Raw genomic sequence first — 26784 nt, forward strand, 5'->3', positions numbered from 1 at the left:
GGCTACTGTTCCGTTGACAGGGCTGCCAACCGCTGCTGCGGACGTCCCTGGGACGCAGCGGCGAGGGCGATGACGATCTCGCCCGGGTGCGGTGCATCGGCCAGCCGGACCTCAATGCTCTGGTGGTGCGAGCGGATGGTCGCGTCGGTGATGTGCTTGAGCGGAATGTCGAACGTGACTCCGGCCGGTCCGCGCTTTTCCACAGCAGGCAGCAGGGTGGTGGCGTTGGCCGCATTGCGGAAGTGGTCGCCGAACTTCAGCGTATGGATCAGGGCCGAACCATGCTCGATCTCGCCGTCCAGGCCGACGATCGCGGCCTTGCCGTAGGCTTCGACATTCCCGCCCAGTGTCTTGACCACGCGCGGTGCGAGGAGTTCGCCGATGTCGGACGCTACCGCGTCGATGCCGGCGGTGAGGTCTTCGACGAATCCCTGTCCGTGCCAGGGGTTCTCGATGATCGCGGCGACGACAACGACACGGGCGTTAGGTTCGACGGGCCGGCCGCCCTCGGTGAGGGTCTCTTCAACCAGAGTGACGATCTTGCGGACGTTCATGCGGTGGCTCCTTCAAGAGTGCGGGAAGTTACTGCAGGGTCGGTTTTGCGGTCGCCGATTCTGGCGTGCGGACGCGGTCCGGTTGAGGCCGCGGCAACGACGACGATCTCGTCCGCCCGGGGCCCGTCCGGAATCCGGGCGGTAATGGTCTGGTAGTGGCTGCGGGTTGCCGCGTGGGTCTTGTGCCACATCGGCACGACCAGCGGTTGCCCCGCTTCGGCCCGGTCGTCGGCGAAGCAGATGATGGACGAGCCGTCGAGGTACTCCCGGACAAGGTTGCCGAAGAACGGAGTATGGATCAGTGCACCCGCGTGCTCGATCTCGCCTCCGATTCCGACGATGGCGGCCTTGCCGAAGGCCTCGATCTCCTCAACGCCGCCGAGTCCGTCAATCAGACGGTCGGTCAGCGCCTTGGCGATGTGCGGGGCGACCCGCTGGGCCTCGGGTCCCAGATCCGTGTCCGGTCCGGTGCCGTTCCAAGGGTTGGTAATAACAGCGGCTGCGGTGGCCCGCAGGGCCGGCACCGGTGGCATGGTGCCGTTCTCTACCAAAATCTCTTCCTGGTAGTAGACGATCTTCCGGATGCCGGCGGCTACGTCCGGCGTGGGCTGCTCAATGCTAGTCAAAGTGGGGCTTCACTTTCTCGGAGAACAGCTCGAGGCTGCGCATTGCCTTTTCGTGCTTCAAGCCGGGGTGCGTGGTCCAGAGCATCATGTGCTCAAGGCCGACTTCGCGCTTCAGTTCGTGGATCTTTTCGGTGACGAACTCGGGCGTGCCGACCAGCATGTTGCGGTCCATCAGGAGGTCGAAGTCCAGCTTGTGCTCGTCGGTTAGATCTTCGCCCTCTTCCATCAGGTTGGACAGGCCGCGCCAGTGGGTGATCCATTTGTAGGTGTTCAGGACCGCTTCCTCGAACTCTTCGCGTGCCTGCTCCATCGTGTCCGCCACGTAGACATCGCGGACCAGGGCGATGCCCTCGCCGAGCGGAACCTCGCGGCCCTGGGCCTTGGAGGCATGTTCACGGTACAGCTCGAACCGCCCCTTGAGCGCGGACACCGGCGGCAGCCAGAAGATGCCCTGCACGCCGGTTTCAGCGGCACTGATGATGGAGCGGGGTGTATCGATGACCTGCCAGAGCGGGAGTTCGGGCTGCAACGGGCGGGGGACTACCGCCATCTTGGTGATCTCGCCGTTTTCGGTGAAGTCCGGGGTGGCGGGCGAGAGCGGGTGGCTCCACTTCACGCCCGGCGCGGGGAACTCGTAGAACTCGCCCTTGTGGCTGAAGAACTCGTTATTCCAGGCCTTCTGCAGGATCTCCATGGTCTCGGCGAACAGCGCGCGGTTCTTTTCCTGGTCGCGCGGATCGGCCGCCGGGTTCAGGTTCAGTGCTTCGCGGCCATACAGGCCCCGGCCCACGCCTACTTCGAGGCGGCCGTCGGAGAGCTGGTCCAGCAGGGCGAGATCCTCGGCAAGCCGCAGCGGGTGCCAGAAGGTGACGATCGAGGCGGCCTGGCCGATACGGATCTTCGAGGTGCGCGCGGCAATGTCGACACCCATCATGATCGGGTTGGGGGTCAGCTCCTGCCCCTCGTGCCCGAAGTGGTGCTCCGTGTACCAGGTGGACCAGAAGCCGTACTTCTCTGCAGCGACCGCATACTCGCGGGCGTCCTTCATATGCTGGTTGTAGTTGGCCAGATCGCCGGGGGCGCCGAGGCCGTGGAAAATTGAAAAGCGCATGGTTGGTCCTTTCAGGGTGGCTCAAAAATGGTTTAGCTAAGGAAGTCTTCAGTCAGTTCGGTCGCGCGAGTCCGTCAGGACTTCGCGGGAGGACGCATAGACGTGGTTGCGCATGGCCGCTTCGGCACCGAAATGGTCTTTGTCTTTGATCATGGCCAGCACGGTGCGGTGTTCCGAGGTGGAGGAGCTGATGCGGCCAGGGTGGCCGGCCGTGCGCAGTACCAGCCGGTGGTAGGCCAGCTGGTTCATCAGCCGCTCGTAGTGCTCGGCAAGTTTGCTGTTGTCCGCACCCGTGATGATCGTGTGGTGGAACTCGTGGACCAGCTCGGCGTAGCGTTCGACGTCCTGCTCGGCCGCCGCTTCGTCGGACTCCTCCACGTTGCGTTCAAGGATTGAAATCTCCCGTACTTTGCCCCGGCGGGCCAGCAGGCCTGCTGCGAGTCCTTCGAAGCTTTCCTTGAGCTGGAACAGTTCGACAATCTCGCGTCGCGTGGGTTCACGGACGAAGGTGCCGACCTTAGGGCGAATCTCCACCAGGCCTTCATGCTGCAGCTGCTTCAATGCCTCGCGGATGGGAGTGCGGCTGACGTCGAATTCCTGTGCGAGGAAGACCTCGGACACCGGGGCTCCGGGGGGAAAGTCGCCTCCGAGGATAAGCGTGCGCACCTTATCGAGGAGAGGCTCTCCTTGAAGGGCACCGTTTCTGCCCGGCTGATTCACGATCGTCTGTTGCATACATGAGACATTATGTTGCATGCATCACGTCGTCAAGTGGATGCGGCAATTCCTGAAAAAAATCCCATCTTTTCGGGAGTTTTGGAGTTTTTTGGATTGCCTGTTGACCGCTCGGCGTGATGCAGATTACGCTGTCTGCCATGCAACAGACTTTTGAGAACGCAGTAGCGAACGCTTGGGAAGCCGCTTGGGACCGGGGGGAAGTGGAAGCGCTTGCAGCGCTGGTCACTCCTGATTACGTCAGGGTCAGCAAGGGTAGTGGAAAGGCCTCTAGCCTCACGCAACACCAAAATGAAATCCTCGCGATCAGGGAAGGGTTCCCAGACTTGGTGACTACCGTCGACGCTGTAGTCGTGAACGGTGAGACCGCGGCGATCTTCTGGACCTCAACGGGAACGCATACGGCTCCGTTCATGGGCGTACCGCCCACGGGACGCCAAGTACAGACACGCGGTTCCAATTTCCTGACCATGGAGAACGGCCGGATCAAGCAGGAAACCGTTACCTGGGACAGCAGCGAACTGCTCGCGTCCCTCGGCATCCGCCACCTGGGCGACGCGATGGCACCGGCAGACCCAGGCGTCGTCGTCGATTCTCTCGCGGGTGAGCCAGACCTCGAAATCATGAAAACCTTCAACAGGCAGTTCGTGACCGGCGTTACCGTGGTCACAACGAACGAAAACGGCGTTCCCAAGGGGCTGGCAGTCAACGCCTACGCGTCCGTTTCGCTGGAACCGCCGCTGGTCATGGTCTGCATCCAGAAAACGTCCTCCACCTACCCCGCCCTGTTCGCTTCGAGCCACCTGGGCATAAACATCCTTAGCAACCAGCAAAAAGACACCGTTTCCACTTTCGCATCAAAATCCGCGGACAAGTTTGCCGACCTGGACTGGCACACCGGACCCAACGGATCACCGCTGATCGACGGATCTTCCGCGGCGCTTGAAGCCGAGATCCGGGAACGCTTCCAGGCGAAGACCCACACCATCTTCATTTGCCGCGTACGCCACGCAGAAGTGAGCGAGACGGCGCCGATGGTATATCAGGCAGGCCGCTTCTTCGACAGCGAAGGCCTGTCCCAGCTCTGACGTCCACGGGACGCCCTACACCTGAAATTCGGAGACCACTCATGGTTCAACAAATCACCCGTCCGACGGCGGATGACGTGCCTAAAGACAACCTGCCGGACGAGCCGGAAGACACCGGATCGCGGCGTCTTGGTGCCGTTTTCTGGTCGTCCATCGCCCTGATCGCGGCCTTTGTCTTGTGGTCTTCGGTGTCGCCTCAGAGTCTGGGCGACGTCATGACGGCCAGCATGAACTGGGTAGCAGCCTCCGTGGGGTGGAGCTACCTAGTGGTGACTCTGCTGTGCATTGGTCTCATGCTCTACCTGGGCCTCAGCCGCTTTGGTGGCATCCGACTCGGTTCCGATACCGACCGGCCCGAATACAGTACATGGGCCTGGCTCGCCATGATCCTGTCGGCTGTGATGGGGATCGGCCTCATCAGCTACGGTGTGGCGGAACCCATCTCCCATTTCATGGCCCCGCCGCATGCTCTGGCGCAGCCCGAAACGATGGAAGCCGCAGTCCGAGCCATGCAGTTCAGCTTCTTCGATTGGGGCCCGCATGCCTGGGCAGTCTTCGGAATTTTCGGTTTGGCGATCGGGTATTCAACGCACCGTAAGAAGCGCCCCGGCCTGGTTTCCCCGATGCTGCGTCCGATCTTCGGCAAGCTGGTGGACGGTTGGTTTGGCAAGATGATCGACGTTTTCGCCATCATTGCCACTCTCTTTGGCACCACGACTTCGCTGGGGCTGGGCGCTTCGCAGATCGCCGAGGGCTTGGGACGGGTGTTCGGGGTCTCGTCCGGCCTCGTCACCCAGATACTGATTATTGCTGTGGTAACCATCCTGTTCACGCTGTCGGCGCTTTCCGGTGTCAACCGCGGCATCAAGTACATCAGCCAGATCACTATGACGCTGTCGCTGGCGCTGGCCATCTATGTCTTCATTGCCGGCCCCACCAACTTCATTTCCAACCTGTTTTTCCGGTCTGTCGGGCAGTACTTCAGCGACTTCCTGCAGGTCAGCCTGATAACCCCCAGCACTCCGGATGATCTGCAGTGGATGCAGTGGTGGACCTACTTCATGATGGCTTGGTGGCTCAGCTGGGGCGCTTTCGTCGGAGTCTTCCTGGCGAAGATTTCCCGCGGCCGCACCATCCGCCAGTTCGTGGCAGGCGTGCTCGGCGTGCCCAGCCTGGTCTTCTTCGCCTGGTTTACCATCTTCGGCGGCTCCGCCATTCAGATGGACATGAACGGCGCGGGTATCGGTGCGGCGACAACCGAGAACATCAATAGCGCATTCTTTGCAATGCTGGAGAACCTACCGCTCGTCCAGCTCACGGCAGTAGTCACGGTTGTCCTTGTTGCCCTCTTCTTCATCTCGGGGGCCGATGCGAATACGTTTGTCCTGAGCATGCTGTCCTCGAAGGGCAGCCTGGAACCGAGCAAGCCGGTTCTCGGGCTTTGGGGCGGACTGACCGGAGCCTGCGCCGTTCTCCTGCTGCTGGTTGGCGGACTAACGGCCCTGCAGCAGGCGGCGATGCTCTCAGCGTTGCCCTTCACGGTCATCGTGGCACTCCTCGGAACATGCTTGGTCATGGAACTGAGGAAGGACCGGGAGTTCGAGGCTCTACGGCACGCACGGCTCAAGGACCTGGATGAAAAGGGTAAAAACACACCCGCTTAGGTAGCTGCTGGTCAGACAAGGAGCCGGCCGGGAAGATGCAATTCTTCCCGGCCGGCTCTTTGGCTGCCTGACAGGTCAGGCAACAGGTGCCGCAGACCGTTACGCGGCCATCGGTGCTTCCACACTCGCGGAAACCCGCAACTGCCCACCGTCGACGCTCACGGTGACCCGTCCGCCGTCATGCAGTGCCTCGGTCACCAGCAGGTCCGCGATCCGGTCATCGAGCTCGCGTTGGATGACGCGGCGCAGCGGCCGGGCGCCGTACTCCGGTTCGTAACCGGCCTCGGCGATCCACCCCACGGCTTCCTCGCTGACCGTCAGGCTGATGCCCTGGGTCTGGAGCCGGGCCTGGGTCTTGCCCAGCTGCAGCCGGACAATCTGCCGCAGCTGCTCCTGGTTGAGCTTGCGGAACAGCACGATCTCGTCGATCCGGTTGAGGAACTCCGGCCGCATGCTCTCGCGCAGCCGGCCCATCACCCGGGCGCGCAACTCTGGTTCGGAGCCGAAGCCGTCGCCTTCGTTATTGGCGGTGAACCCCAGAGCGCCGCCCTTGCTGGCCAGGAACTCCGAGCCGAGGTTCGAGGTCATGATGACCACGGTGTTGCGGAAGTCCACCGTGCGCCCCTGGCTGTCGGTGAGGCGGCCGTCGTCGAGCACCTGGAGCAGCAGGTTGAACACGTCCGGATGGGCCTTCTCGATTTCGTCGAGCAGCACCACGGAGTACGGCTGGCGCCGCACGCGTTCGGTCAGCTGGCCGGCCTCGTCGTAGCCGACGTAGCCCGGGGGAGCCCCGACCAGGCGGCTAACGGTGTGGCGCTCGCCGAACTCGCTCATGTCGAAGCGGGCCATGGCCTTCTCATCGCCGAACAGCGACTCGGCCAGAGCCTTGGCGAGCTCGGTTTTGCCCACTCCGGTGGGGCCGAGGAACAGGAAGCTGCCCACGGGCCGGCCTTCGTCGCCCATGCCGGTGCGGTTCCGGCGCACGGATCTGGCGATGGCGGTCACGGCGTCGTCCTGCCCGATGACCCGCTGGTGCAGGTCTTCCTCAAGCCGGGCGAGGCGCTCGCGGTCGCCCTCGGTCAGCCGTGCGGCGGGAATGCCGGTGGCGCGGGCGATGATCGCCGCGATCTCGGTCTCGCCCACCACGGACGGTGAGCGTACGACGCCGGTGCTCGCGCCGCCGTCGCTGGCTTCCGTTGCGCTGTGGCCGGCCTGCGGTCCCTCGGCGGCGGCGATCTGCTGGTTCAGCGCCTCGATCCCGTCGCGCAGGCGGGAGGCTTCCTCATAGTGCTCCTCTGCTACCGCGGCGTCCTTGGATGCTTCCAGGGCGGCGGCCTGTTCGCGCAGTGCCGCGACGTCGACGCGCGGACCCCGCTGCAGGCTCAGCCGCGCGCCCGCCTGGTCGATCAGGTCAATCGCCTTGTCCGGCAGGAAGCGGTCGGTGATGTACCGGGCGGACATTTCGACGGCGGCGCGGATCGCCTCATCGGTGTAGGTGACGCCGTGGTGCTCCTCGTAACGGTCCTTCAAGCCAGCGAGGATCCGGATGGCGTCCTCGACGCTTGGCTCGCCTACCGTGACCGGCTGGAAGCGGCGTTCCAGCGCCGGATCCTTCTCGATCTTGCGGTACTCGCCGAGCGTGGTGGCGCCGACCAGGTGCAGTTCGCCCCGGGCCAGGCGCGGTTTGAGGATGTTGCCGGCGTCCATCCCGCCCTCACCGGAACCGCCCGCGCCGACCACGGTGTGCAGTTCGTCGATGAACACGATCATGCTCTGGCTGTTGGCGCTGATCTCGTCCATCGTCTTGGTCAGCCGCTCCTCGAAGTCGCCGCGGTAGCGGGTTCCGGCCAGCATGCCGGGCAGGTCGAGGGAGACCACGCGCTTGCCGCGCAACTGCTGCGGGACGTCGCCGGCCTCGATCGCCTGCGCCAGGCCTTCCGCGATAGCGGTCTTGCCCACGCCGGCTTCGCCGATCAGCACCGGGTTGTTCTTGGTACGCCGGGCCAGGATCTCGATCGTCTGCTCGATTTCCTCCGACCGGCCAATCACCGGATCCAGCTTGTTTTCACGGGCCAGGGCGGTCAGGTCTGTACCGAACTGGTCCAGCATCGGAGTCTGCGACTTTTCGGTGGCCGCGGCTGAGCCCTGCCGGTCGCCAGCACCGTTCGTCTGGGCTTCCCTGGCACCTTCCTGCAGCGACTGCGGTGTAACGCCCGCAGCTGCAAGTACCTGTCCCGCGGGTGACTCCGTATTGAGGACGAACGCGATGAAGAGGTGCTCGGGATCAATGTAAGTGGACCCGAAGGACCGGGCTACCTGGTGGGCGTCCAGCAGTATGCGCTGTGCCGACTGGGTGAGCGACGGCGGAGTGTCCGGCTTTTCGTCCGATTCTCCCGGCAGGCGCTGCTCAGCGGCCTTGGCGATGGCGGCCGGTGCGGCGCCGGCCTGCTTGAGGTGGCTGGCTGTCGGCTCCTGTTCCACCATGACGCGCAGGATGTGCAGTGCGTCGACCTCGGAGTGGCCGTGGTCGGTGGCGAAGCGAGCCGCGTGACCGAGCAGTTCATGCGAGCGGCGGCTAAGCAGCCGGGTGATGTCGATGGGGCGCCGGGCTTGGGCGGCCCGCTGGCCCTGCAGGTAGCGGGCCAGGAATTCGTCGAATGAGCCGCTGCCTGATGCTGCGGGTCCGAAGAACAATGGCATGTATCCTCCTCAGGAACTTGAGTACCTTCGACTCATGTTAACGCTGGTGTCTGAGGATTATTCCGCCGACGTGAAAATATTGAGCGAAGCCGGCTCAGGTCTGTGATTTTCCGGCCTCGTCTGTTTTGGAAAGAACATCCAGACGATCTCGCAGTTAACATGGCACCGGCAGACTGGAAGCAGTGCCGCTATGGCTGGAATCCGCACAGACCGTCCACTACGAAGATCGGTTGGTAGAGATGAACGCCCAAGAATCAGATCCCACCGCTCCACAGCCGCACAACGTAGGCCACGAACGGCCCGACTTGGCCAACCTTCATGTCCGTGAAGACGTAGCGCGGGCCGGCCGCTGCGCCAACCTCCACCTTCCGACCGGCCGGACCTGCCTCCTACCCGAACGCCATCCCGGTGCCTGCGATTTCACCGGACCGGGGGAAGCAGAGGAGGCCCTGCAATGAGCCGAGCCCCTAGCGGGCCGGCAAGGGGGACTGCCGGACAGCCCCTGCGGGCGGCGCTTAGTGTCCGTCCTTGGGCCGGGAACGTTCCTGGGTTGTAAACCTGCGCTTTATAACTGCTCCGTGCCGCCGTAGCAGGTCCGGCTCCTAACGCTACAAGTACGGCGGTTGCTAGTGCGGCGGTTACGGTCTTCCGGATGTGGTTGTACGTGGTTCTGCCCCAATTGCATAGATAGATTCGGAATCGAGGCGCGGAGACGTCGTCGTCTCCGGGCACGCTTTCCCGTCGGGCGAAGCGCCCTAGCTGTGAATTTCCCCTTCCGGACGCACCGGGGGATAGCCCCGGAACACAGCGGGGAGGATGGATGAACTCCGGCTGCAGCTCCGGAAGGAGGTTCTCAAAGTAGGAGCGCAAGCTGAATGCAAGCTGGAAACAACCTTGGGGAAGCCTTTGGCGGCAATCAGGTGCCGGGGGCGCGGTAGCGGACCTGGTCGGCGTGCCGCAGCGCCTGCATCGTATCGTCGACCGTCATCAGCACAGTGGTTTCCAAGGTGCTCAGCGCACCGCCTCCGGTGATGGCGAGCGCTACCGCGGCCATGGAAACGTTGTCCGGAGCTTCCCAGAGCGTATATCCGTCATAGGAACCGAAGGCGTACCAGAAGCCGTGGAGCTTGCCGCCGACCGCCTCGATGTACGCCTGTGCGGCCTGGCGCCGGTCCTCCGGCTTGCTGATCAACCTGGCCCAGGTCTCCGGTGTGTAGCTGAACCTTGAAAGATAGAGCGGCATGTCTATTCCTCTCGTCCACCGGACCGGCGAAGTTGCGGTTCGGCTTAAAGTCTAGATCCGGCAGCCGCGAAAAGATCGGGTATCTACCGTCCTGATTGCGGCTCTTTTCTGCGGGCTGGCGGCAGCAGGTTCGGGCCGATGCGTACCATTTGCGAGTGGGCCCGCGTAGGGTACCGGGCATGGATATCATCCTTGTGCCCGGATTTTGGCTGGACGCTTCCTCGTGGTCTGAGGTCACGCCGACGCTGGTCGCGGCAGGCCACACAGTCCACCCGCTAACGCTGCCAGGGCTGGAGTCCGTAAACGCATCGCGGGCGGGCATCCGGCTGCGGGACCATATCGACGCCGTTGTGGCGGCGGTCGATGGGATTGACGGGCCGGTAGTGCTTGTCGGCCACTCCGGAGGCGGTGCCATCATCCACGCCGCCGTCGATGCGCGGCCGGAGCGTGTGGCCCGCGCAATCTACGTGGATAGCGGTCCGCTGGCGGAGGGCGGCGTCATCAATGATGAGCTGCCGGCGGAGGATGATGAAATCCCGCTGCCGCCGTGGGACGGCTTTGACGAAGCTGATCTCGTGGATCTGGACGACGAACTTAGGGCGGCCTTCCGCACGCAGGCCATTCCACAGCCGCGCGGGGTCGCGTACGACAAACAGCACCTGGCCGACGAACGGCGCTTCGACGTCCCGGCCACCGTCATCGCGTGCGAGTTCCCGTCGTCAGTGCTCACCGAGTGGATCGCGTCCGGTCACCCCTATGTGGCAGAGCTGGCCCGGATCCGCGACGTCGAGTACGTCGACCTGCCCACAGGGCACTGGCCGCAGTTCACTAAACCTGCCGAGCTCGGCGCGGCCATCCTTGCCGCCGTCGAGCGTTGAATCGAACACGACAAAGGCCCTGTTTGCCGGGGAGATCCGGCGGACAGGCCTCTGGACGATGAACCGCCTGCCCGTTTGGTTGACGGGCAGGCGGCCGTGGTTTTGCGTCAGCGGCGGCTGGTCGCGTTGATCGTCGCTGCTCCTCCAGCTGAGGATGTCACCTTGATAGTCGGTGTGTAGGCGGAGGTGGAGTTGCGGCCTCGGTAGGTCCAGGCGCCGTCAGCTCCGACGGTGGCAGTGCCGATACGGGCGCCATCAGCGTTGGTGATAGTGATGGTGTTGCTGGTGGTGATGCTGGCGCTGCCGCTGATGCGCCACTCCCGTTCCCGCGTACGGAACTCGGCGGTACCCGTCAGCTGGTCGTTGGGAGTCAGCGTCACGGATGCATTGGATCCGAAGGATGCCGGTTCGCTGTTGCCCGCGGCGCTGGCGGCGACGAGGCTCAGCGTGTAGGTGGTGCCGTTGGTCAGCCCGGTGAGTGAGGCGCTGGTGGCATTGGCGGCCGCTTCAACTTTGATAGGTGCGCCGGACTCCGGGGTCGCGGTGAGGACATAGCCGGTGATCGGAGTGTTGCCTGCGGTGGCGGACAGCCACTCGACGTTGGCAGAGCCGTTACCGGGAACGACGCGTACCACGGTGGGTGCAGTAGGTGCGGTCAGTTCAGGTGAGCCGACGGCGTACTGAACGGGTTCGGCCGGCGTCTCTCCGGCCGTGCTGATGGCAGTGACAACGAAGCCGTACTCGGTACCTGCGGTCAGGCCCGTTACCGTGGCCGAAGTTGCGCCGGCTCCGGCGTCAGCTTTGGCTGCGACGGTGCCGTCTGCGGCCATGGCATCCACCCGGTAACCGGTGACGGCGGAACCGTTCGCGGCGGCCGTGGTCCAGGTGACCTCCGCTGAACCGGCCATGGCGCCGTCCTTAACGCTTACGCCGCTGGCCGCAGCAGGCGCACCGGGCTCGCTGGGCGCGGCGTCACTGACCATGACGGTCCCACCGGAGGCAGCGGTACTGCTTGACTGGCCGTTCATCGCGACAACTTCTACGGGGTAAGCTTGGCTGTCCACGAGTCCACGCAGCGTCGCGGTGGTTGCATCCGCACCGACGTAGGTGCTGACTTCCTGGTTGAGTACCGTGTCCTTGGCGATCAACTTGTAGCCGGTGATGGCCGGAGCGTCGGCCGGAACTGTCGCTCGCTCCCAGGTGGCGGTTATGCTGCCGCTGCCGTTGGCGCTGGCGAAGACGTTGGCGGGCGGATTCGCGGCTTGGCCGGTGGGTCCGGCCGGGCAGCCGCCGAAGCCCGGGCCGTCGATTTCCTTGAACTCGGAGATGGTCAGGCCGAGCTGCATCTCCACCCCACCGGTGGCGTCGGCCTGCCAGGTGGCTACCGCGGGATCGCCGGCCAGAGCTGCGTCCCGCTCAGCCGCGGAGAAGAAGCCGTAGGTCACCGTGAACTCGTTGTTCGCCGCGGTTCCCTCGATGGCGTAGGTGGTCGGCGCATCGTCCGACGGCCAACCGATGGCGCGCTCGCCGATGCCCATGTCGCGCATGTCCGGGTTGACGATCTCGACTTCCATCCGGGCGGGATCGACGTCCTCGCCGTAGGTGCCCTTGACGACAACCTGGCCTTCCACGTCGCCGGCCGCTGCCGTGGCCGGCAGCTCAACCTTCTCGACGGAATCGATCTTGGCGGATCCGGTGACGGCGCCGTCGCTGCTGCCATCGGCGAACTGCACCTTGACCTCGTCGCCGCCTTGGATATTCGGCGTGACCATACCCCAGCAGACACCGCCGGGATGGTTGACCTCAAGGAAGCCGGTGGTATCGACGGTGCCGCTGGTCATGCCGATGACGCTGCCGCCGCGGGTGACCGTGATATCGGCCTTCTGCCCGGCCTGCGCCGCGTAGCCTTCGATGGCGACCATGTCGCGCTTGGCGAAGATTTCGATGTTGCCTGGTCCTGTTGGCGGATTGGCTGCCATCGCGGCTTGCACTGTGAACAAGGCCGTGGCGGAAAGACTGGCTGCGGTAAGGGTGACCAGAGCTGTGCGCGTCCTACGCTGCCCCTGGCCAGTTGGTCTGTGTTGCATTTTCTTACCCTTCAGGAAGTGTGGACCGGCAGGTCCACTGTTTTGTGCCCGGGCCGTCGGCTGACCCTCGATCCGAGCTGATGACATTTCCCCCGGTGTTCCTGTGCCGCTGCCGTCTATGGCATCCAGGAATGGGATTGAGACTGTCTGCTGCTTCTTGAAAATTCCTTGGCTTCCCGGTCGAAAGATTCGGCGGGCACGCCAAAGGAACAGATGTCCGGATTCGCCCCTACCTTCCCGCTCCAAGCACCAGGCCTTGGAGGGAAGAAAGCGGCAGCGTGCCGAAATCTCGGGAATCGATGGAGCGCTCGCGGTTGTCTCCCATGACAAACACCTCGCCAGGAGGAACGTGCCGCAAGGAGAAGTGGGTGCCGTCAATGGACTTGTAATCCACAAACGGTTCATCCGGAGCGACGCCGTCGACAAACAGCACGGCGTCCCGAACCTCCACGGTCTGGTTTCCCATTGCCACCACCCGCTTGATCACCGTCGAGTTGTCCTCGGGTGACTGGAAAACAACCACGTCGCCGGGATGGATCCCGGACAGCTGAGGTGCTGCCTTGAAAACAAACACCAGGCTGCCCGGGTTCAGCGTGGGCTCCATGCTGTCGGAGTCGACGACGGCGGGTTCCACTACCCAGATTCGGATGGCCAGAAGACCGGCCACGCCGAGCAGGACCAGTCCTGCCCGGCCCCTCCGTTTCCGGGGACTGGAAACGGAGGGACGTTGTGTCGCTTCGGCCGGCACGACTGCTAGTCCGGATCAGTGTCGAGTTCAGCCATGGCCGCCGTCATCGGATCGCAGGGGTCCGGATCGTCCTCGCCCAGGCCCACCCGGAACTGGAACATCATGGAATGGTCCTCGTGCGGCAAATTGTGGCAGTGGACCATGTAGCGGCCTTCATGCGGGCCGAACCTCATGACCAGGTCCACCTTTTCGTTCTCACCGACGTAAACCACATCCTTCGGCCCCCGCTCCCAGGCAAAAGGTGCCTTGCCGTTGCGGCTGAGGACCCGGAAGTCGACAAGATGGATGTGCACCGGATGGAACCACCCGCCGGACTTGTTCTCGATCTCCCACAGCTCGACCGAGTTCAACGCTGGATCTGCGCTGGCCAGCTTGAAGTTGCTGGCAATCACGTCTTCCCACGTGACGCCGTTGAAAGTCCACGGTTCAACCACGCCGTCCTTTTCCAACCGGAAGCGTCGCTTTTTGTCTGCGTCGTCGTCGGTCAGTGACATGACTTCGCTGTCCACCAATGTGGTAGGAATGTGGTTCCACTTCGGGTCCGACTTCATGTCGGCGGCGGCAGCAACGACGTCGAACCTCATCACTTTGTTGGTGTGGTCGTAATCACGGTTGTTTTCGTTGGAGAGGTTCTTCAGCTCCACCCGTGTCCCGGGCGTGTATTTGCTGAAGTCGATCAGGACCTCGTACCGCTCTGCCATGCCCTGGCGGAAATTCTTGACGGACTGGGTCGCCGGCATGAGGCCGCCGTCCGTTCCGACTATGTGGAAGGGCTGGCCGCTGCTGAGGGCGAACCGGTAGGACCGCGAAATGGAGGCGTTGAGGACCCGGAAACGGTAGACCCGAGGCTGTACCTTCATCACCGGCCATGGCTGCCCGTTGACCAGAATGACGTCGCCCCAGAGACCGGAGCGTTCGCGATCGTCATAGGCGAGGGAACCGTTGGACGCGAACATCGCATCGCTGACCACTAGGGGCACATCAAAGTCGCCTTGCGGCAGCAATTCCCGTTCCACCTCGTCATGCATCACATACACCCCGGCCAGCCCGGAATAAACGTTCTGTGCGGTGAAATGCACGCCGTGGTCGTGGTACCAAAGAGTCCGTGCAGGCTGGAAATTCGGGTAGTGGTAGTCCTTGCAAAAGCCTGGTTGGATGACGTCACTTGCGTAGCCGTCATACTGAGGCAGCGACGCTGAACCATGCAGATGCGTCGATGCCGCTAACAGGTGATGGTTCCACTGCGGGTGGTTCTTCGGCATTCGGTTGCGCATGTGCACAACGGCCTTGGTGCCTTGGTCGAGCTCGATCGTCGGACCAGGAAATATTCCGTTGTAGCCCAGAATTCCGGTTTTCTTGGTCGGCAGGATCTGGGCTTGCGCTTGGCGCATTGCGAGCGTGTAGTGGTTGACCGGTGTGCCGTCGGATTCGTAGCTGATTGAATCCGGCTTTAGCCTTGGCGGTCTAGTAAACGTGGCCGTGTACGGCCGAGGCATATCCCGCGCACTTAGTTGGCTCGCCGATTTGGCGCTCACGGTAGAAATGGGGACGGTTACCAAACCGGCCCCGACAACTCCTAGACCTCCCCAGGTGAGGAGTTGCCGTCTTGTTACTGACATATCGAGTCACTTCCCAAAGATGACTTCGTGGACCAGGCTGGCTGTTTAGCCAGCCGTGTGGTGTTCGACGCCGAGGGAGAGTCGGCTGCCGGCGGCGTCTTCGAGGACCAAGGCGATGGCCTTGTCCGGAAGTTCGAACACCATGGTGGTGTTGACGAATTCACCCTGGGCCAGCGTCGTGGAGGACGACGAGGTCCACAGCGGGCCGGGCTTTCCCGAGCCGAGTCCATCAACGAAGAATCCGCCAGGATCAAGCGGCAGGCCGGTCTTTTCCAAAGCGGTGAATTGCACCTGGATGCGAACGCGGTGAGCGCCTTCCTGCGGATCTGTCTGGAGTGCAGCCACAGGAGAGGGCGGCTGCCATCCATCGCTTTCGAGCGGAATGACCCCGGTAATGCTGGCCACCCCGCCTTCAACCTCAGCAGATGCGCCCAGTGGAGCACTGGTTTTCACCTCTGCAGTGAGGAACAGGTACCCGAACGCAAGTCCGAGCACAGCCACGAGCGCCAGGGGAATGACGATCGTGCGACGGCCGGTTTTTGCCCGGCCGTCAGTTCTGACATCTATTGCTGACATGTCGCCATGATTCGCCGAAAACTTGCAAAAAACTTCGAGCGGCCCGCTGCGATTTCGCGGTTTTCTATCGGATGCCTTTTTTCCTCCAGCACTAGGGTCCGAGGTCCCGGCGCCTGCTCCCCGAATTTGAGGGGGCATTCCACCCTCAACCGTGGGCTGGTGAACCGGCCGCAGTGCGCTGACTATTAGGTCAGATGCCCGCTAGGGCGTTGGTTTATCGGGGGGTTGGGGCGCATCATGAACAGACTTATTGGTCCATCCGTGGGTATTTCCATCAGACTCATCGGTCCTTTGCGCGTGGAGCGGGACGGGCAGGTATTGACGGCGGCGAAGCTCGGCAGCCCAAAGGCCCGTCAGATCCTGGAAATTTTGGCGCTGCAGTTGGGCCGGCCGGTTCCCCGGGAACAAATAATCAACATTCTCTGGCATGGCAACCCGCCGTCGACGGCCAGCGCCACGGTGGAAAGCTATGTCAGCGTCATCCGCAGGAACATCCAGCCAGGGCAGGCGAAAAACGGCCCGCTGCGCACGGATAAGGGCAGCTACATTTTGGACCCGAAGCTGGTTCAGGTGGATCTTGACCTGTTCGAACGGGCCATCGGTACGGCGGACGGCACCAAACCAGCGGAGGCTTATCCCAAGCTCGTCAGCGCGTTGGAGCTGGCGTCCGCGCCCTTGCTGAGCGATGAACTGACTTTCGAATGGGCGGAGTCAGCCCGTGTCAGGCATGCGGCGCAAGTTGCGGATTGCAGTGCCCGGGCAGCCGAGATGGCAGTGAAACTCGGAAAAACGGACGAAGCCGTCCGCTGGGCGCGGCAGGCTGTTGCGGCAGAGCCGCTGAATGAACGCGCATGGACCGCTTTGGTGGACGGACTGGAACAAGGCACGCGCTACATTGAAGCGCTGCAGGCCTACGACAACTGCCGGTTACTGTTCCGGCGTGAGCTGGACTGCAATCCAGGACCGCTGCTGCAGGCCGCACATGCCCGACTGCTTCGCTGCACGTCCGACGAGGACGCGGAGCTGGAGGAAGTGCTGTCCGCGCTGATTTGCTTGAACGAGCGAGTCAAGAACCGGACCGGCAAAGCGTGCACATTGAAACAAGCCGATGGCCGTGACACTACTGTCTACGAGACCGCCGGCAGCGTGATCGACTCGTTCCTGCGCAGGGCACTCGCCTCTGCCTGAGGTAATTTCCCTCTTCGCGGCTCAAAACGATCCCGAGGCATTGTGAACGTGACAGGCTCATGCCTAGTCTTGAAGCGGTGAAGCAGGCGCCGCAATTCCCATTCCTTTGAGAAGGACTCATGGAACATAGTTTGAATGTGTGCGTGTGCCTCGATACCGATATGTCTTCGGTTCGCGTCGAAGTCCGCGGCTGTGTAACGGCCCGGAACTATACGGCGCTCCTGCCTCTGCTGACCCGTATAAAAGGCCTGGCCCCTGATGCGCAGATAAGTCTTGACCTGCGCGAGGCCGATAATCTGGAGCCAGCTGTCCTGGACGCCCTCGGCTACACCGAGTTGGGCGAGATGCTCGGAAAGCTGGAGATTGCGGGAATCGGCAGCCTGAGCATTGTCCTTCCCGCGAATTCAGGCGCTTGCGTGCAGGGTGAACTGCCAAACAGCCAGCCGATCAGGCCGGCACAGCCGGCAGCAGCGTAGGTGTATCGATGACTGCCAGCAGTCTGCCACCGAATGCGCCCTTCCCCGCTGACCTGACCACGCTCTCAGACACACGGCTCCATGTGCTCAACAGCCTGTTGCACCGGCAGTTGGATCTGGAGTATCAGCGTGCAGGTTCCCCGGACCGGGAGACGGAATTCCGCGTCGACGAGATCCGGCAGGAACTCGACCGCAGGGACGCGAACGACCTCCTGCGAAGAGCTTCGAACGGACGTCCTGCCGGGGCACCGGTGTAAGCATGGTGTTCCGGTTCGCTTAGTGTCCGACCGCCTGCCGCCGGAGCTGCGGCCACCGCTGGAGGTGGCGTTGGCCCGTAGCGTCCCAATTATCCCCAAACCGGACGCCCTGCCGGGGGGATGCCTCTTTGAACCCAAATGGGACGGCTACCGGCTCCTTGTCTGCCGGGACGGTGCTGACACGTTCTTCCAGTCCCGCCAGGGCAAGGACCTCACCCGCTACTTCCCGGATCTCGTGGCAGCTGCTCAGGAGCAACTGCCGCCCGGCTGCCTGGTGGACGGTGAGGCGGTGATCTGGTCGCAGGACCGGCTGGACTTCTCGCTCCTGCAGCAGCGTCTGAATGTCTCCGCCCGCTCCTTGTCGCGTCAGGTGCAGGACAAGCCCGCGCACTTCGTCGCCTTCGATCTGCTCGCAGTGGCCGGTCATGACGTTCGGCAGGAGCCGCTGCGCGACCGCCGCGCGCTGCTCGAGGAACTGGCCAAGGAATGGTCCGGCCCGCTGGAGTTGTCGCCGGTAACTGCGGATCCGGAAAAAGCAGCCGGCTGGTTCCGGGATTTGCCGGCAACCGGCGTCGAAGGTCTGGTCATCAAAGGCGCCGGTCAAAGTTACGACGGCGGCCAGCGCCAATGGCTCAAGGTCAAGCACAGGGAAACCCTGGACGTCGTCTGCGCAGCCGTCATCGGCCCGATGGCCAAGCCGCAGGCAATCGTCGTTGGCCTCCCCATCGACGGTGAACTGCGGATAGTGGGGCGCTCTGTTCCGCTCAAGCCAGCGGCGGCCAAACTGCTGGGGTCGCGGCTCCAGCCACCGGCCGGCCAGCATCCATGGCCGCAACGCGTGAAATCCACCGCGATGGACCGGTTCAACGCCACCCGGGAAGAGACCGAGCTGACCCTCATCGAACCCATCGTTATCGAGGTCTCCGCCGATACGGCCTGGTCCGGACAGTCCTTCCGGCACCCCCTGCGCTACTTGCGTTACCGCCCGGAGTTGGACCCGGATGACGTCCCGCCGCCACCGGCCGCCCTGGCCTAGCCATTCTGGCGGTACGGTGAAGCGGCGGACCACCGTTTTGGTGGCCCGCCGCTTCAAAGGAAGAGAAAGCGTTACTCCTTGTAGCTGAGGCCGAAACCGTAGGGGAAGAGCGCCCCGTCATCGGTTTCGTCGTAGCCCGGAGTGTCGCTGTTCTGCTGGAGGATCGCCTCACGGGTTCCGGCCAGCGCGAAGGGCATGCGGCCCTGCGGGTTGAACTCGCCCGAGACGACGTCCATCAGCGTCGCGGTGGTGTTGCCGAAGTTGGCGAGGATTGCACCGGCGTCGCGCAGACCGCTGGCCTCGTCGAGCACGAACGGCTGGCGGAAGTAAATATCGAGCACGGTGTTCTCGGCACCGACCTCGGTCATCACCTGCTGCACTGCGTCGAGCGACGGGGTAACTTCCCAAGACTCGGCGTCCTTCATGCCGGTGAAGTCGAGCGTGTTCGACTCCCACGGAAAGGAGCCGCCGAAGCGCAGCCCGTTGTCGGTGCACGCGCCACCACCGTTGACCACACACGCGTCCGCCGCGCCGAACGGGCTCTTCCCGTCGAGGCCCTCGAAGCCCTCGATAACGCTCGGGTTGATGTTCTCGGGGTTGAGCCCCGTGGCCGGGTCATTGCTGACGTAAGCGCCGGTGTTCACGTTCCTCGCAGTCATCGAGATGAGCGCGACGTCGGCTTCCGCGGCAGTCCGCTGCTCGGCCGGGTCGTTGCCGTCAATGACTTCATAGCCGGAGGCCGCAACCTCTGCTGCGTCGACGTTGCCGAGCACATACACAGTTTCGCCGCCGTCGAGCGGGAGCACGGAGTCGCCGTCGATCTCCTGGTTCTGCAGCAGCACGGTGGACTTGCGCTGCAGGTCGAGGGCGACCCCGCGGTTCTCGTCACTGCCGACCGTGGCCGTCGCGACCTCGGGGTCGACGTACGGGTCCTCGAACAGGCCCATCTCGAACATCGGGGCAAGCAGCCGCTCGGCGGCGAGGTCCACCCGGTCCTCGGTCACGAGGCCCGAGTCAACGAGGTCAATGATCGTCTGCACCTCGTGGAACCCGGAGAGCGTGTCGGTGCCGCCGTTGATTGCCGCGGCGACGCGTTCAGGAACCGTAGCGTCCTCGAGTCCCCAGGCACGGTCGTTGATGATGCCGGTATCGGAGTTGACATAGCCGTCGAAGCCCATCTGGTCGCGCAGCAGCCCGTTAACGATCTGGTCGGAGAAGGCCATGCCGACCTCGTCGTAATCCACGCCCTCGTAAGTGACGTCGACAGGCACGCCGTAGTACGGCATGATCGACGAGACTCCGGCCTCGATGGCGGCCTCGAAGGGCTTGAGGTGGTAACCGAAGGCATCCCCGGGGTAGACCTGCGCCTTGCCGAAGGCGTAGTGCGGGTCGAGGCCGAGCTCCTGCGGGCCGCCGCCCGGGAAGTGTTTCATCGTGAGCGCGACGTCGGTCTCTGCGCTCAGGGAGTTGCCGTCTTTGCCGACCTCACCCTGGAGCGACTCCACGAGCTGGCCCATGATGTTCGCGCCCAGATCGGCGTTCTCGGTGAACGTCTCGTGCGTGCGGTACCAGCGCGGCTCGGTCGACAGGTCGGCCATGTAGCCATACATGCCGCGCAGACCGATGGAGGACCATTCCTCACCCATCACGTCGGCGAACTCCTCGACGGCGGACATGTCGCCGTCGGTTGCCTCGCCGGTGGCTTTTGCCTGCTCGCCGAGGGCGGCGGCTGCGATGCCGGCTTCCTTCGGGAACGCGGAGAATGCACCGGAGGCCTCGTTGATGCCGGCCCTGGCTTGGGGATCAATGTGGTTGCGGGCGTTCGACTTGTACAGCACCGGGATGCCGAGGCGGGTGGCCTCGCTTAGCTCCTGGATGTCGTTCATGAACGCCGCAGCCTCGCCTGGAGTGACGCGCACGTTGGTCGCGAAGCCGCCGCCGCTGGTCTGGCATGCATCCCGCTCACCGCTGTCGACGACGTTGCGGAAGATGAACCGGTGCATCTGCTGGGTGCCGATGTAGTCGCGGGCGGTGTCGGGCACCGTGCCGAACTCGCCCGTCGCCGGGTCGCACGAGGCGTTCACGGTGTCGATGAGCATGAGCCCGGCCTTCTCCTCGAGCGTCATCTGCCCGACGAGATCTGCAACTCGAGCCTCGACCGGCTTTCGCCAGTCCTCGTAGACGTCGAGCTTGCCGTTGCCATTCAGGTCCTTGAACTGCCGCCCTTTGACCGTGATGATTTCCTTGGCACGGGCCTCCAGCGCCGCGGGCTTTCCGTGATTGCCCTCATCAGTGGACTGGGGTGCAGCGGCTACGGCGCCGGCGCCCAGGATGAAGGTTAGCGGCAGCGCGGCGGCGAGGCCCACCATGCCGCGCCGTCGTCTCACGCGCGAATTGGCTGTGGTCAACGAAGTTCTCCTTTGAACGGATTCGGAGAGGCGCCTACCGGGCGCTCCCCACGATGTACCGAGGCCCCGATCGCGGCCGTCGGCACCCGGGTGCATCCCGGGCATGACCCCCAGTCTCGGTGACTCTCCACACGGTGGAAAGGAGTTGCCATCTGTTGCCCCCGTTCGGGGTCGCGACCCACAGCATCGCAAAAATCCAGACGACATCGTCCGCGCCCTCTACAAAGCCGGGACTACCTGCGGCTTCGGATAAGGAGTCTGCCGGGTTCCCGAACTGGGCCCGAATGCCGTCCCAGGGTTACCTCAGTATCGGGTTACCTATTCGGCCTCTTTGAAGTTCCCGGTCGTCTGTTGGGATATGGGGATCCGGAGCCCGGTGGGCTGGGGCGAGCTTCGCCGGACTCCGGAGTCTTGATCACTTCGGGACCAGTGTCAGCGGTTTCTGGGGATCAAGATGGGACCAAGCTTGCCCTGCTGTCCTTCGAAAAATCTCAGTCCCAAAAATCAATCCCCAACCGACCCCCTGTTCTGGGGATCGCAGTTGGAACCTTGCTCCTTGAAAAATCTGACTGGAAATGGCCTGATTGCCACGCTGCACGGTTTTTGCTAAACCGGCTGGGCCGGTTCCAGCAGTTGCATCCGCCTGGCCACGGCCACTGCTTCCAGCTGCGTGTGCGCGTCCAGCTTCGACAGAACGGATTTCACATATCCACGACAGGTGCTGATCGTGACATTCAGCCGTTTGGCCGAAGTCTTGACGTCGCAACCTTCGGCCAGGAGCGCCAGAACCTGCCGTTCGCGCCTGCTCAAGGTCGGCAGGCCGGGCGCGCCGGTGGGTGGCGTGACTGGTACCAGGAAGGACGGATGGATCACCATGGCGCCGGGCCGAGCGTGCTCGATCGCATCGAACAGCGAATCGACTGTGCCGTGCAGCGGCAGCAGTCCGCAGATGCCCAGGTCGGCCGCACGACCAAGCAGGTCGTGGGACGGGTGCGCGGTCAGCAGGATGATCCGCGTTGCCGGTGAATCGGATAGGATCTGCTCGGCCGCCTCCAGGCCCTCGCCGTCAGGAAGCCGGTAGTCAAGGACCACCGCGTCCGGTTCCAGGCCGCGGCACAACTCGACGCCCTCCGCCGTACTGCCGGCAAAGCCTCCGGAGATGAGGTTGTGGGATGCAAGCGCCCCGGACAGCAGTTCAGCGAACAGCAACTGGCCGCTGATTATCACAATGCATGGACGCTTGTCCGCTGGTTCATTCATCTGAGGGGCCCCCACCCTGTCTGGCTCAGCCGAGGAGATGGTCTGGGCTCGTGCCCGGATCTGTGCTGTCCCCATCGTCTGTAACCATAATCCTGCCAGCGGCAACTCAAGCCAGGGCTCGGTTCCTGCGCAAAATTAGCTCAAGAAATTCCCTACTCGCCCAGTGCTAAGGTTATCTATCGAAGATACATTCGAAGGATGGCGGCTGCAATGTTCGGTATGGAAACGCCTTCACCATCCGGTCCAGGTCCGGAGACTAACGACGGCGGCGGGCCGGGGGATGCGCGCGGGTTTCCTTCTCCTGCGCAGGACTATTTCCACGGCGGCATCGACCTGAACCGGCATCTGATCCGCGACCGTACCTGCACCTTCATCATGCGCGTGAGCGGCAATTCCATGGCGGCGTCGGGAATCAGCGACGGTGATGAGCTCATTGTGGACCGGTCCCTTCCCCCGCGGGACGGTTCAGTGGTGGTGGCTGTAGTGAACGGCGAACTGATCGTCCGGCGCCTGCATCTCTCCGGCGGCCACGTCAGCCTGCAGACGGACGACGGCGGAGTCCCCACCGAAGTGCCCGAGCTTGCCGACTTGAGCATCTGGGGCGTCGCCACCCGGTGCCTGCACCATGTCTAGCGAACGATCCCTCTACGGCGGACGCATCGCGCTGGTGGACGTCAACAATTTCTATGTCTCCTGCGAGCGGGTCTTCGATCCCGCGCTCGAGCGGCGTCCCGTCGTCGTACTTTCCAATAACGATGGCTGCGTCGTGGCGCGCTCTGAGGAGGCGAAGCAGCTGGGCATCGCCACCGGAACGCCGTGGTTCAAGGTCTCGCCGGAGGCCGAGCGGTGGGGGCTGGTGGCCCGATCCAGCAATTACGAGCTTTATGGCGATTTGAGCGCGCGGGTGATGGAGGTCTTAGGCCGGTTCGGGAGCTGGCAGGAGGTCTACTCAATCGACGAGTGTTTCCTGGGATTGCCCGGGGATGAGCGGCAACTGCTCGGGACGGCCGCACGGATCCGGGCGGCAGTCATGCGGCACGTGGGCGTGCCGGTGTGTGTAGGAGTGGCCGGCACCAAAACGCTCGCCAAGTTCGTGAACCACATCGCCAAACGCAACCCGCACATGCAAGGTGTCTGCTCGCTGGATTCCATGCCAGCCGGGGAAGTCGCCCGGATCCAGGCGCGCGTGCCCGTCACGGGACTGTGGGGCGTGGGCGGCCGGACCGCGAAGCGGCTGAATGCCATGGGAATCGAGACCGTTGCGGACTTGAAGGCGGCGGATCCGCAGCTGATCCGCAAGCGGTTCTCTGTGGTGCTCCAGCGCACGGTGCTGGAACTCAACGGAACTGCCTGCATCCCGCATTCCGAGGAACGCGCCGACAAACAGCAGATCATGTTCTCGCGTAGTTTCTCGACGCCGGTAACCAGCGCAGAGGAGATGGACCAGGTGATGGCGGTCTACGCTCAGCGCGGCGCCGCCCGGATGGCGGCCGAGGGTCTGAGCGCCTCGGTGCTGACGGTGACCGCGGGAACCAGCAGGTTCGGCGACGGGGACAAGTCCTTTCCCTCTGCGTCCGCACGGCTGCCAGTGCCTACGCAGGATCCCATTCAACTGACCCGCGCGGCGGTGGCCACGATGCGGACCTGCATCTCTCCCGGGACGTCCTATGTGCGGGCGGGCGTTTTGTTTACCGGACTCGAGCCGGCCGACGGGCAGCAGACCCTGGACCCTTTTGTCAGCGATCTGGACCAGCGGCACATCGGCGATCTGCTGGGCAGCGTCCGGGCCAAGTTTGGCGAAGCTGCCATCGGCCTCGGCCAGGGCGGGCTGGCCGTTCCGGCCGCATGGTCCATGAAGCGGGACTTCTCCTCCCCGCGCTACACCACCGAGTGGTGCGACCTGCCGGTGGTACGTGCCTGAGGCCTTAAACAACTCGTCCCGGGCATTGCTTGCATGCAATGCACGGGACGAGTTTCATGGCCGGTTAGTTCGCCTTGACGGTGAGGACCGGACAGCCGGCGTCGAGCAGGATCCGCTGAGCGTGGCTGCCGAGGATGAGCTTTCCCACTCGGGAACGCCGGCGCAGGCCCAAGACGATCAGGGCGACCTTCCGCTCCTGCTCGGTCTGCAGCACCAGATCCGCTGCGTCATGGATGACCGACGACGGCGGCAACACGGCAACCGTACGGCCCCCGCTGCTGAACGCGGCCGGATCGATGTCCAATTCCGCCAGCGACAGCTCCCGCCTGTCCGTATCGATATTCGCGATCAAGACATCGGAGTCGAGCCGTCCGGCTTCTTCGACTGCGCGGCGTACGGCGGTTCGGCCTTCAGGGGTATCGGTAAAGCAAGCGAGGATTGTCATCGGTGGTTCCTTTCGCTTTCGTATCGTTCGCTGGCTCAGCCGACAAGCTGGCTGAGCCAGCCCTGCGGTAGATCGATGGGCAGAAGTGTCGGCAGGGCCAGCAGTACTACGTAGAGAACCGCCGTGTAGATGATCGTCGTCTTGGTTTTGGCCCGGGCGACGATGAGCAGAAAGGCCGGAACGAAGATCATGACGGCGATGAGGTAGCCAAGGATGCCGATCAAAATCAGGAACCCTGCCATCCAGCCGAAGGTCTTGAAGGCGAATCCTGCCTCTTTGGTCCAGCCCGGCCCATACCCCGGGGACGTCTGTCCGTTCGCAGGGGCGTTGCTGGTCGCGGACACCGCCGAAGGCGCGGCAGTGGCCACAGCGCCGACGGACCCGGTGGAGATGGACGACGGCACCGCCGCTTCCACCGCAGCCTGCTCCGGCATGGCGGCTTGGAGCTGCCCTGCCCGGCGCCGGATAAGGATTTCCTGGCCGAGCAGGGCAAGGCCCATGATGAGACCGCCCCAGCCCACCAGCTGCGGGACCAGTCGTGCTTCCGGGGAGAACCCGGAGGAGATGACCAGCGAGCCAGCGAAGATCACGATGACTACCAGTGCGGTGGCCAGCGACCAGGTGGAGTTCTTTAGCGGGCTTTCGGCGTCGACAGCATTCTCCTGCTGCGGGTCGTCGTCGCGGTCCAGCCGGCGGCGCGCACGGATCCACTTGAAGATGTTCCACAGGATCGGCAGAACCAAGATCGCCAGGAACACCATGGTGCCCGGACGCAGCATCCACTCGAACCCGTTGTACAGGCTGTCGGTCAGGAAGTAGTAGCGTTCCAGCGGAATGGCCAGGACAAAGCCGATCAGGAACGGAGCCCGCGGGAAGCCGGTGGACTTCAGGACCCAGCCGGCCACGCCCAGCAGCACCATGACCCAGAGATCGCCGAGCTGGCCGCCCTCCTGGAAGGAGCCCAGCAGCATGATCGCAACGAGGCCGGATGCCAGAACGGCGAACGGAACCTTGGTGAGCGAGGCCAGCGGGCGCACGGTCAGGAAGCAGAACAGCGCGCCGAGCACGGAGGCAATGGCGAAGGACCAGACGATCAGGTACATCAGATCAAGGTGGTCCGTGATGATGGACGGTCCTGGCTGGATCCCGTAGGTCAGCAGCATGCCCAGGAGCATCGCCGATGGGACGCCGCCGGGGATGCCGAACAGCAGCGTGGGGATCAGGTCCCCGGCCTCGACCGAGTTGTTGGCGCTTTCCGGCCCGACAATGCCGCGCGGGTCGCCCTTGCCGAACTGGCGCTTGTCTTTCGCCGTAGCCACGGCCTGGCCATAGGCCAGCCAGGTGCCCGCGGTCGCGCCGACGCCGGGGAGCACACCCGCCCAGATGCCGATCAGCGAGCCGCGGATGACCTGCGACCAGTGGGTGAGCCACTCGCGGATACCCGAACCCCAGCCGCCCGTGACCTTGACCGGAGCGTTTTCGCCGCGGCGCTGGCTGGCGCGCGACGCGATCTCGGCGAGGCCGAAGATGCCCAGGGCGACGGCGACCAGGGAGAGCCCGTCGCCGAGGAACAGGCTGCCGAAGGTGAAGCGCTCTTCGGCTGTCGTGGGCGAAGTGCCCACCATGCCGAGCAGGAGGCCCATGAGGCCGGCGACCAAGCCCTTCACCACGTTGCCGCGTGAGAGAACCGCGGCCAGCGCGACACCGAGGACGGTCAGCATGAAGAGTTCCGGGCTGGCAAAGGAGAGCACCAGCGGCCGGGCCAGCGGGATCGCCAGCGTCAGACCAACGGCACCAATAATGCCGCCGGCCATGGAGGAGAGGAAGGCCAAGCTGAGCGCACGTTTAGCCTGGCCCTTGCGCGCCATTGAGTAGCCGTCGAGCATCGTCACCGAGGCAGAAGCCGATCCCGGTGCGCCCAGCAGTACCGCCGAGACGGTGTCGGAGGTATGGACGACGGCGAGTGCTCCGATGAGCAGGGCCAGTGCCGGTGCGGGTTCCATGCCAAAGGTGATGGGCAGCAGGATTGCCACCGCTCCGGTGCCGCCGAGGCCCGGGATGAGGCCCATGACCAGGCCTGCCACAACGCCGACGAGCAGCATTAACAGCAGCGCCGGGTCCGCCAATGAGGCCAATGCGGCCATAGCTGAATCAAGCATTGTTT

General features: G+C 63.8%; 23 protein-coding genes. 9 read left to right on the forward strand and 14 right to left on the reverse strand.

The window, feature by feature from the left end; translation table 11 throughout:
• Positions 1-2: 2 nt before the first annotated feature.
• The 4 genes from J5251_RS06265 to J5251_RS06280 are packed head-to-tail and all read right to left on the reverse strand — an operon-like array spanning position 3 to position 3047.
• Positions 3-554, reverse strand: coding sequence for an amino acid synthesis family protein (locus J5251_RS06265; protein ID WP_208575542.1), 552 nt, complete (start codon positions 552-554; stop codon positions 3-5).
• The gene (locus J5251_RS06270) at positions 551-1180 is read right to left on the reverse strand and encodes an amino acid synthesis family protein (RefSeq protein WP_208575543.1); all 630 of its coding nucleotides are present in this window, start codon (positions 1178-1180) and stop codon (positions 551-553) included. The genes J5251_RS06265 and J5251_RS06270 overlap by 4 nt, the downstream gene beginning before the upstream one ends.
• Entirely contained in the window at positions 1173-2291 is a 1119-nt protein-coding gene (locus J5251_RS06275; protein ID WP_139004128.1) for an LLM class flavin-dependent oxidoreductase, read from the reverse strand. Before J5251_RS06275 ends, J5251_RS06270 begins: the two co-directional genes overlap by 8 nt.
• 48 nt (positions 2292-2339) lie before the next feature.
• Entirely contained in the window at positions 2340-3047 is a 708-nt protein-coding gene (locus J5251_RS06280; protein WP_432264413.1) for a GntR family transcriptional regulator, read from the reverse strand.
• 119 nt (positions 3048-3166) lie between these two features.
• Between J5251_RS06280 and J5251_RS06285 the strand changes: the two genes are divergently transcribed.
• Positions 3167-4114 (forward strand): flavin reductase, encoded by a 948-nt coding sequence (locus tag J5251_RS06285; protein WP_208575545.1) that lies wholly within the window; start codon positions 3167-3169, stop codon positions 4112-4114.
• 41 nt (positions 4115-4155) lie between these two features.
• Positions 4156-5778, forward strand: a complete 1623-nt coding sequence (locus J5251_RS06290; RefSeq protein WP_244250822.1) for a BCCT family transporter — start codon at positions 4156-4158, stop codon at positions 5776-5778.
• Positions 5779-5877: 99 nt separating this feature from the next.
• Here J5251_RS06290 and J5251_RS06295 read toward each other — a convergent pair whose 3' ends face one another.
• Both J5251_RS06295 and J5251_RS06300 read right to left on the reverse strand, forming a co-directional pair.
• Positions 5878-8478 carry an ATP-dependent Clp protease ATP-binding subunit gene (locus J5251_RS06295; protein ID WP_208575546.1) on the reverse strand — a complete coding sequence of 867 codons (2601 nt, stop codon included), beginning with the start codon at positions 8476-8478 and terminating at the stop codon, positions 5878-5880.
• A gap of 916 nt (positions 8479-9394) precedes the next feature.
• Positions 9395-9721, reverse strand: coding sequence for a GYD domain-containing protein (locus J5251_RS06300; RefSeq protein ID WP_139004132.1), 327 nt, complete (start codon positions 9719-9721; stop codon positions 9395-9397).
• A 179-nt stretch (positions 9722-9900) separates the two neighbouring features.
• Here J5251_RS06300 and J5251_RS06305 point away from each other — a divergent pair, with 179 nt between their 5' ends.
• Positions 9901-10599 (forward strand): alpha/beta fold hydrolase, encoded by a 699-nt coding sequence (locus J5251_RS06305; RefSeq protein WP_208575547.1) that lies wholly within the window; start codon positions 9901-9903, stop codon positions 10597-10599.
• Between the two features lie 107 nt (positions 10600-10706).
• On the opposite strand, the gene J5251_RS06310 is transcribed toward J5251_RS06305, so the two are convergent.
• The 4 genes from J5251_RS06310 to J5251_RS06325 form a co-directional block, all read right to left on the reverse strand.
• Positions 10707-12578, reverse strand: a complete 1872-nt coding sequence (locus J5251_RS06310) for a fibronectin type III domain-containing protein (RefSeq protein ID WP_208575548.1) — start codon at positions 12576-12578, stop codon at positions 10707-10709.
• A gap of 337 nt (positions 12579-12915) precedes the next feature.
• A complete protein-coding gene (gene lepB, locus J5251_RS06315; protein ID WP_240792946.1) occupies positions 12916-13353 on the reverse strand; it encodes a signal peptidase I in 438 nt (145 codons plus the stop codon).
• Positions 13354-13439: 86 nt separating this feature from the next.
• The gene (locus J5251_RS06320) at positions 13440-14825 is read right to left on the reverse strand and encodes a multicopper oxidase family protein (RefSeq protein ID WP_240792947.1); all 1386 of its coding nucleotides are present in this window, start codon (positions 14823-14825) and stop codon (positions 13440-13442) included.
• Positions 14826-15098: 273 nt separating this feature from the next.
• Entirely contained in the window at positions 15099-15629 is a 531-nt protein-coding gene (locus J5251_RS06325; protein WP_139004136.1) for a hypothetical protein, read from the reverse strand.
• A 237-nt stretch (positions 15630-15866) separates the two neighbouring features.
• Between J5251_RS06325 and J5251_RS06330 the strand changes: the two genes are divergently transcribed.
• From J5251_RS06330 to J5251_RS06345, 4 genes are all read left to right on the forward strand, one after another.
• Positions 15867-16817, forward strand: coding sequence for an AfsR/SARP family transcriptional regulator (locus tag J5251_RS06330; protein ID WP_240792948.1), 951 nt, complete (start codon positions 15867-15869; stop codon positions 16815-16817).
• Between the two features lie 161 nt (positions 16818-16978).
• A complete protein-coding gene (locus J5251_RS06335; RefSeq protein WP_208575549.1) occupies positions 16979-17293 on the forward strand; it encodes a hypothetical protein in 315 nt (104 codons plus the stop codon).
• 8 nt (positions 17294-17301) lie between these two features.
• Positions 17302-17550 (forward strand): hypothetical protein, encoded by a 249-nt coding sequence (locus tag J5251_RS06340; protein ID WP_139004138.1) that lies wholly within the window; start codon positions 17302-17304, stop codon positions 17548-17550.
• Positions 17551-17572: 22 nt separating this feature from the next.
• A complete protein-coding gene (locus J5251_RS06345; RefSeq protein ID WP_171059260.1) occupies positions 17573-18586 on the forward strand; it encodes an ATP-dependent DNA ligase in 1014 nt (337 codons plus the stop codon).
• A gap of 71 nt (positions 18587-18657) precedes the next feature.
• Here the strand turns inward: J5251_RS06345 and J5251_RS06350 are convergent, their stop codons facing one another.
• Positions 18658-20994: a glycoside hydrolase family 3 protein gene (locus J5251_RS06350; RefSeq protein ID WP_244250824.1), complete on the reverse strand. Its 2337-nt coding sequence runs from the start codon at positions 20992-20994 to the stop codon at positions 18658-18660.
• A gap of 606 nt (positions 20995-21600) precedes the next feature.
• Complete coding sequence (locus J5251_RS06355; protein ID WP_171059275.1) at positions 21601-22254, reverse strand: response regulator transcription factor; 654 nt, start codon at positions 22252-22254, stop codon at positions 21601-21603.
• A 198-nt stretch (positions 22255-22452) separates the two neighbouring features.
• Between J5251_RS06355 and J5251_RS06360 the strand changes: the two genes are divergently transcribed.
• Together J5251_RS06360 and J5251_RS06365 are read left to right on the forward strand one after the other, a co-directional pair.
• Positions 22453-22887: a LexA family protein gene (locus J5251_RS06360; RefSeq protein ID WP_240792950.1), complete on the forward strand. Its 435-nt coding sequence runs from the start codon at positions 22453-22455 to the stop codon at positions 22885-22887.
• Positions 22880-24175: a Y-family DNA polymerase gene (locus tag J5251_RS06365; RefSeq protein ID WP_139004141.1), complete on the forward strand. Its 1296-nt coding sequence runs from the start codon at positions 22880-22882 to the stop codon at positions 24173-24175. The genes J5251_RS06360 and J5251_RS06365 overlap by 8 nt, the downstream gene beginning before the upstream one ends.
• Before the next feature lie 64 nt (positions 24176-24239).
• On the opposite strand, the gene J5251_RS06370 is transcribed toward J5251_RS06365, so the two are convergent.
• Positions 24240-24620 (reverse strand): universal stress protein, encoded by a 381-nt coding sequence (locus J5251_RS06370; RefSeq protein WP_139004142.1) that lies wholly within the window; start codon positions 24618-24620, stop codon positions 24240-24242.
• A gap of 35 nt (positions 24621-24655) precedes the next feature.
• A complete protein-coding gene (locus J5251_RS06375; protein WP_139004143.1) occupies positions 24656-26779 on the reverse strand; it encodes a tripartite tricarboxylate transporter permease in 2124 nt (707 codons plus the stop codon).
• Between the last annotated feature and the right edge of the window lie 5 nt (positions 26780-26784).

This window comes from Arthrobacter crystallopoietes (assembly GCF_017603825.1).
Taxonomy (GTDB): domain Bacteria; phylum Actinomycetota; class Actinomycetes; order Actinomycetales; family Micrococcaceae; genus Crystallibacter; species Crystallibacter crystallopoietes_B.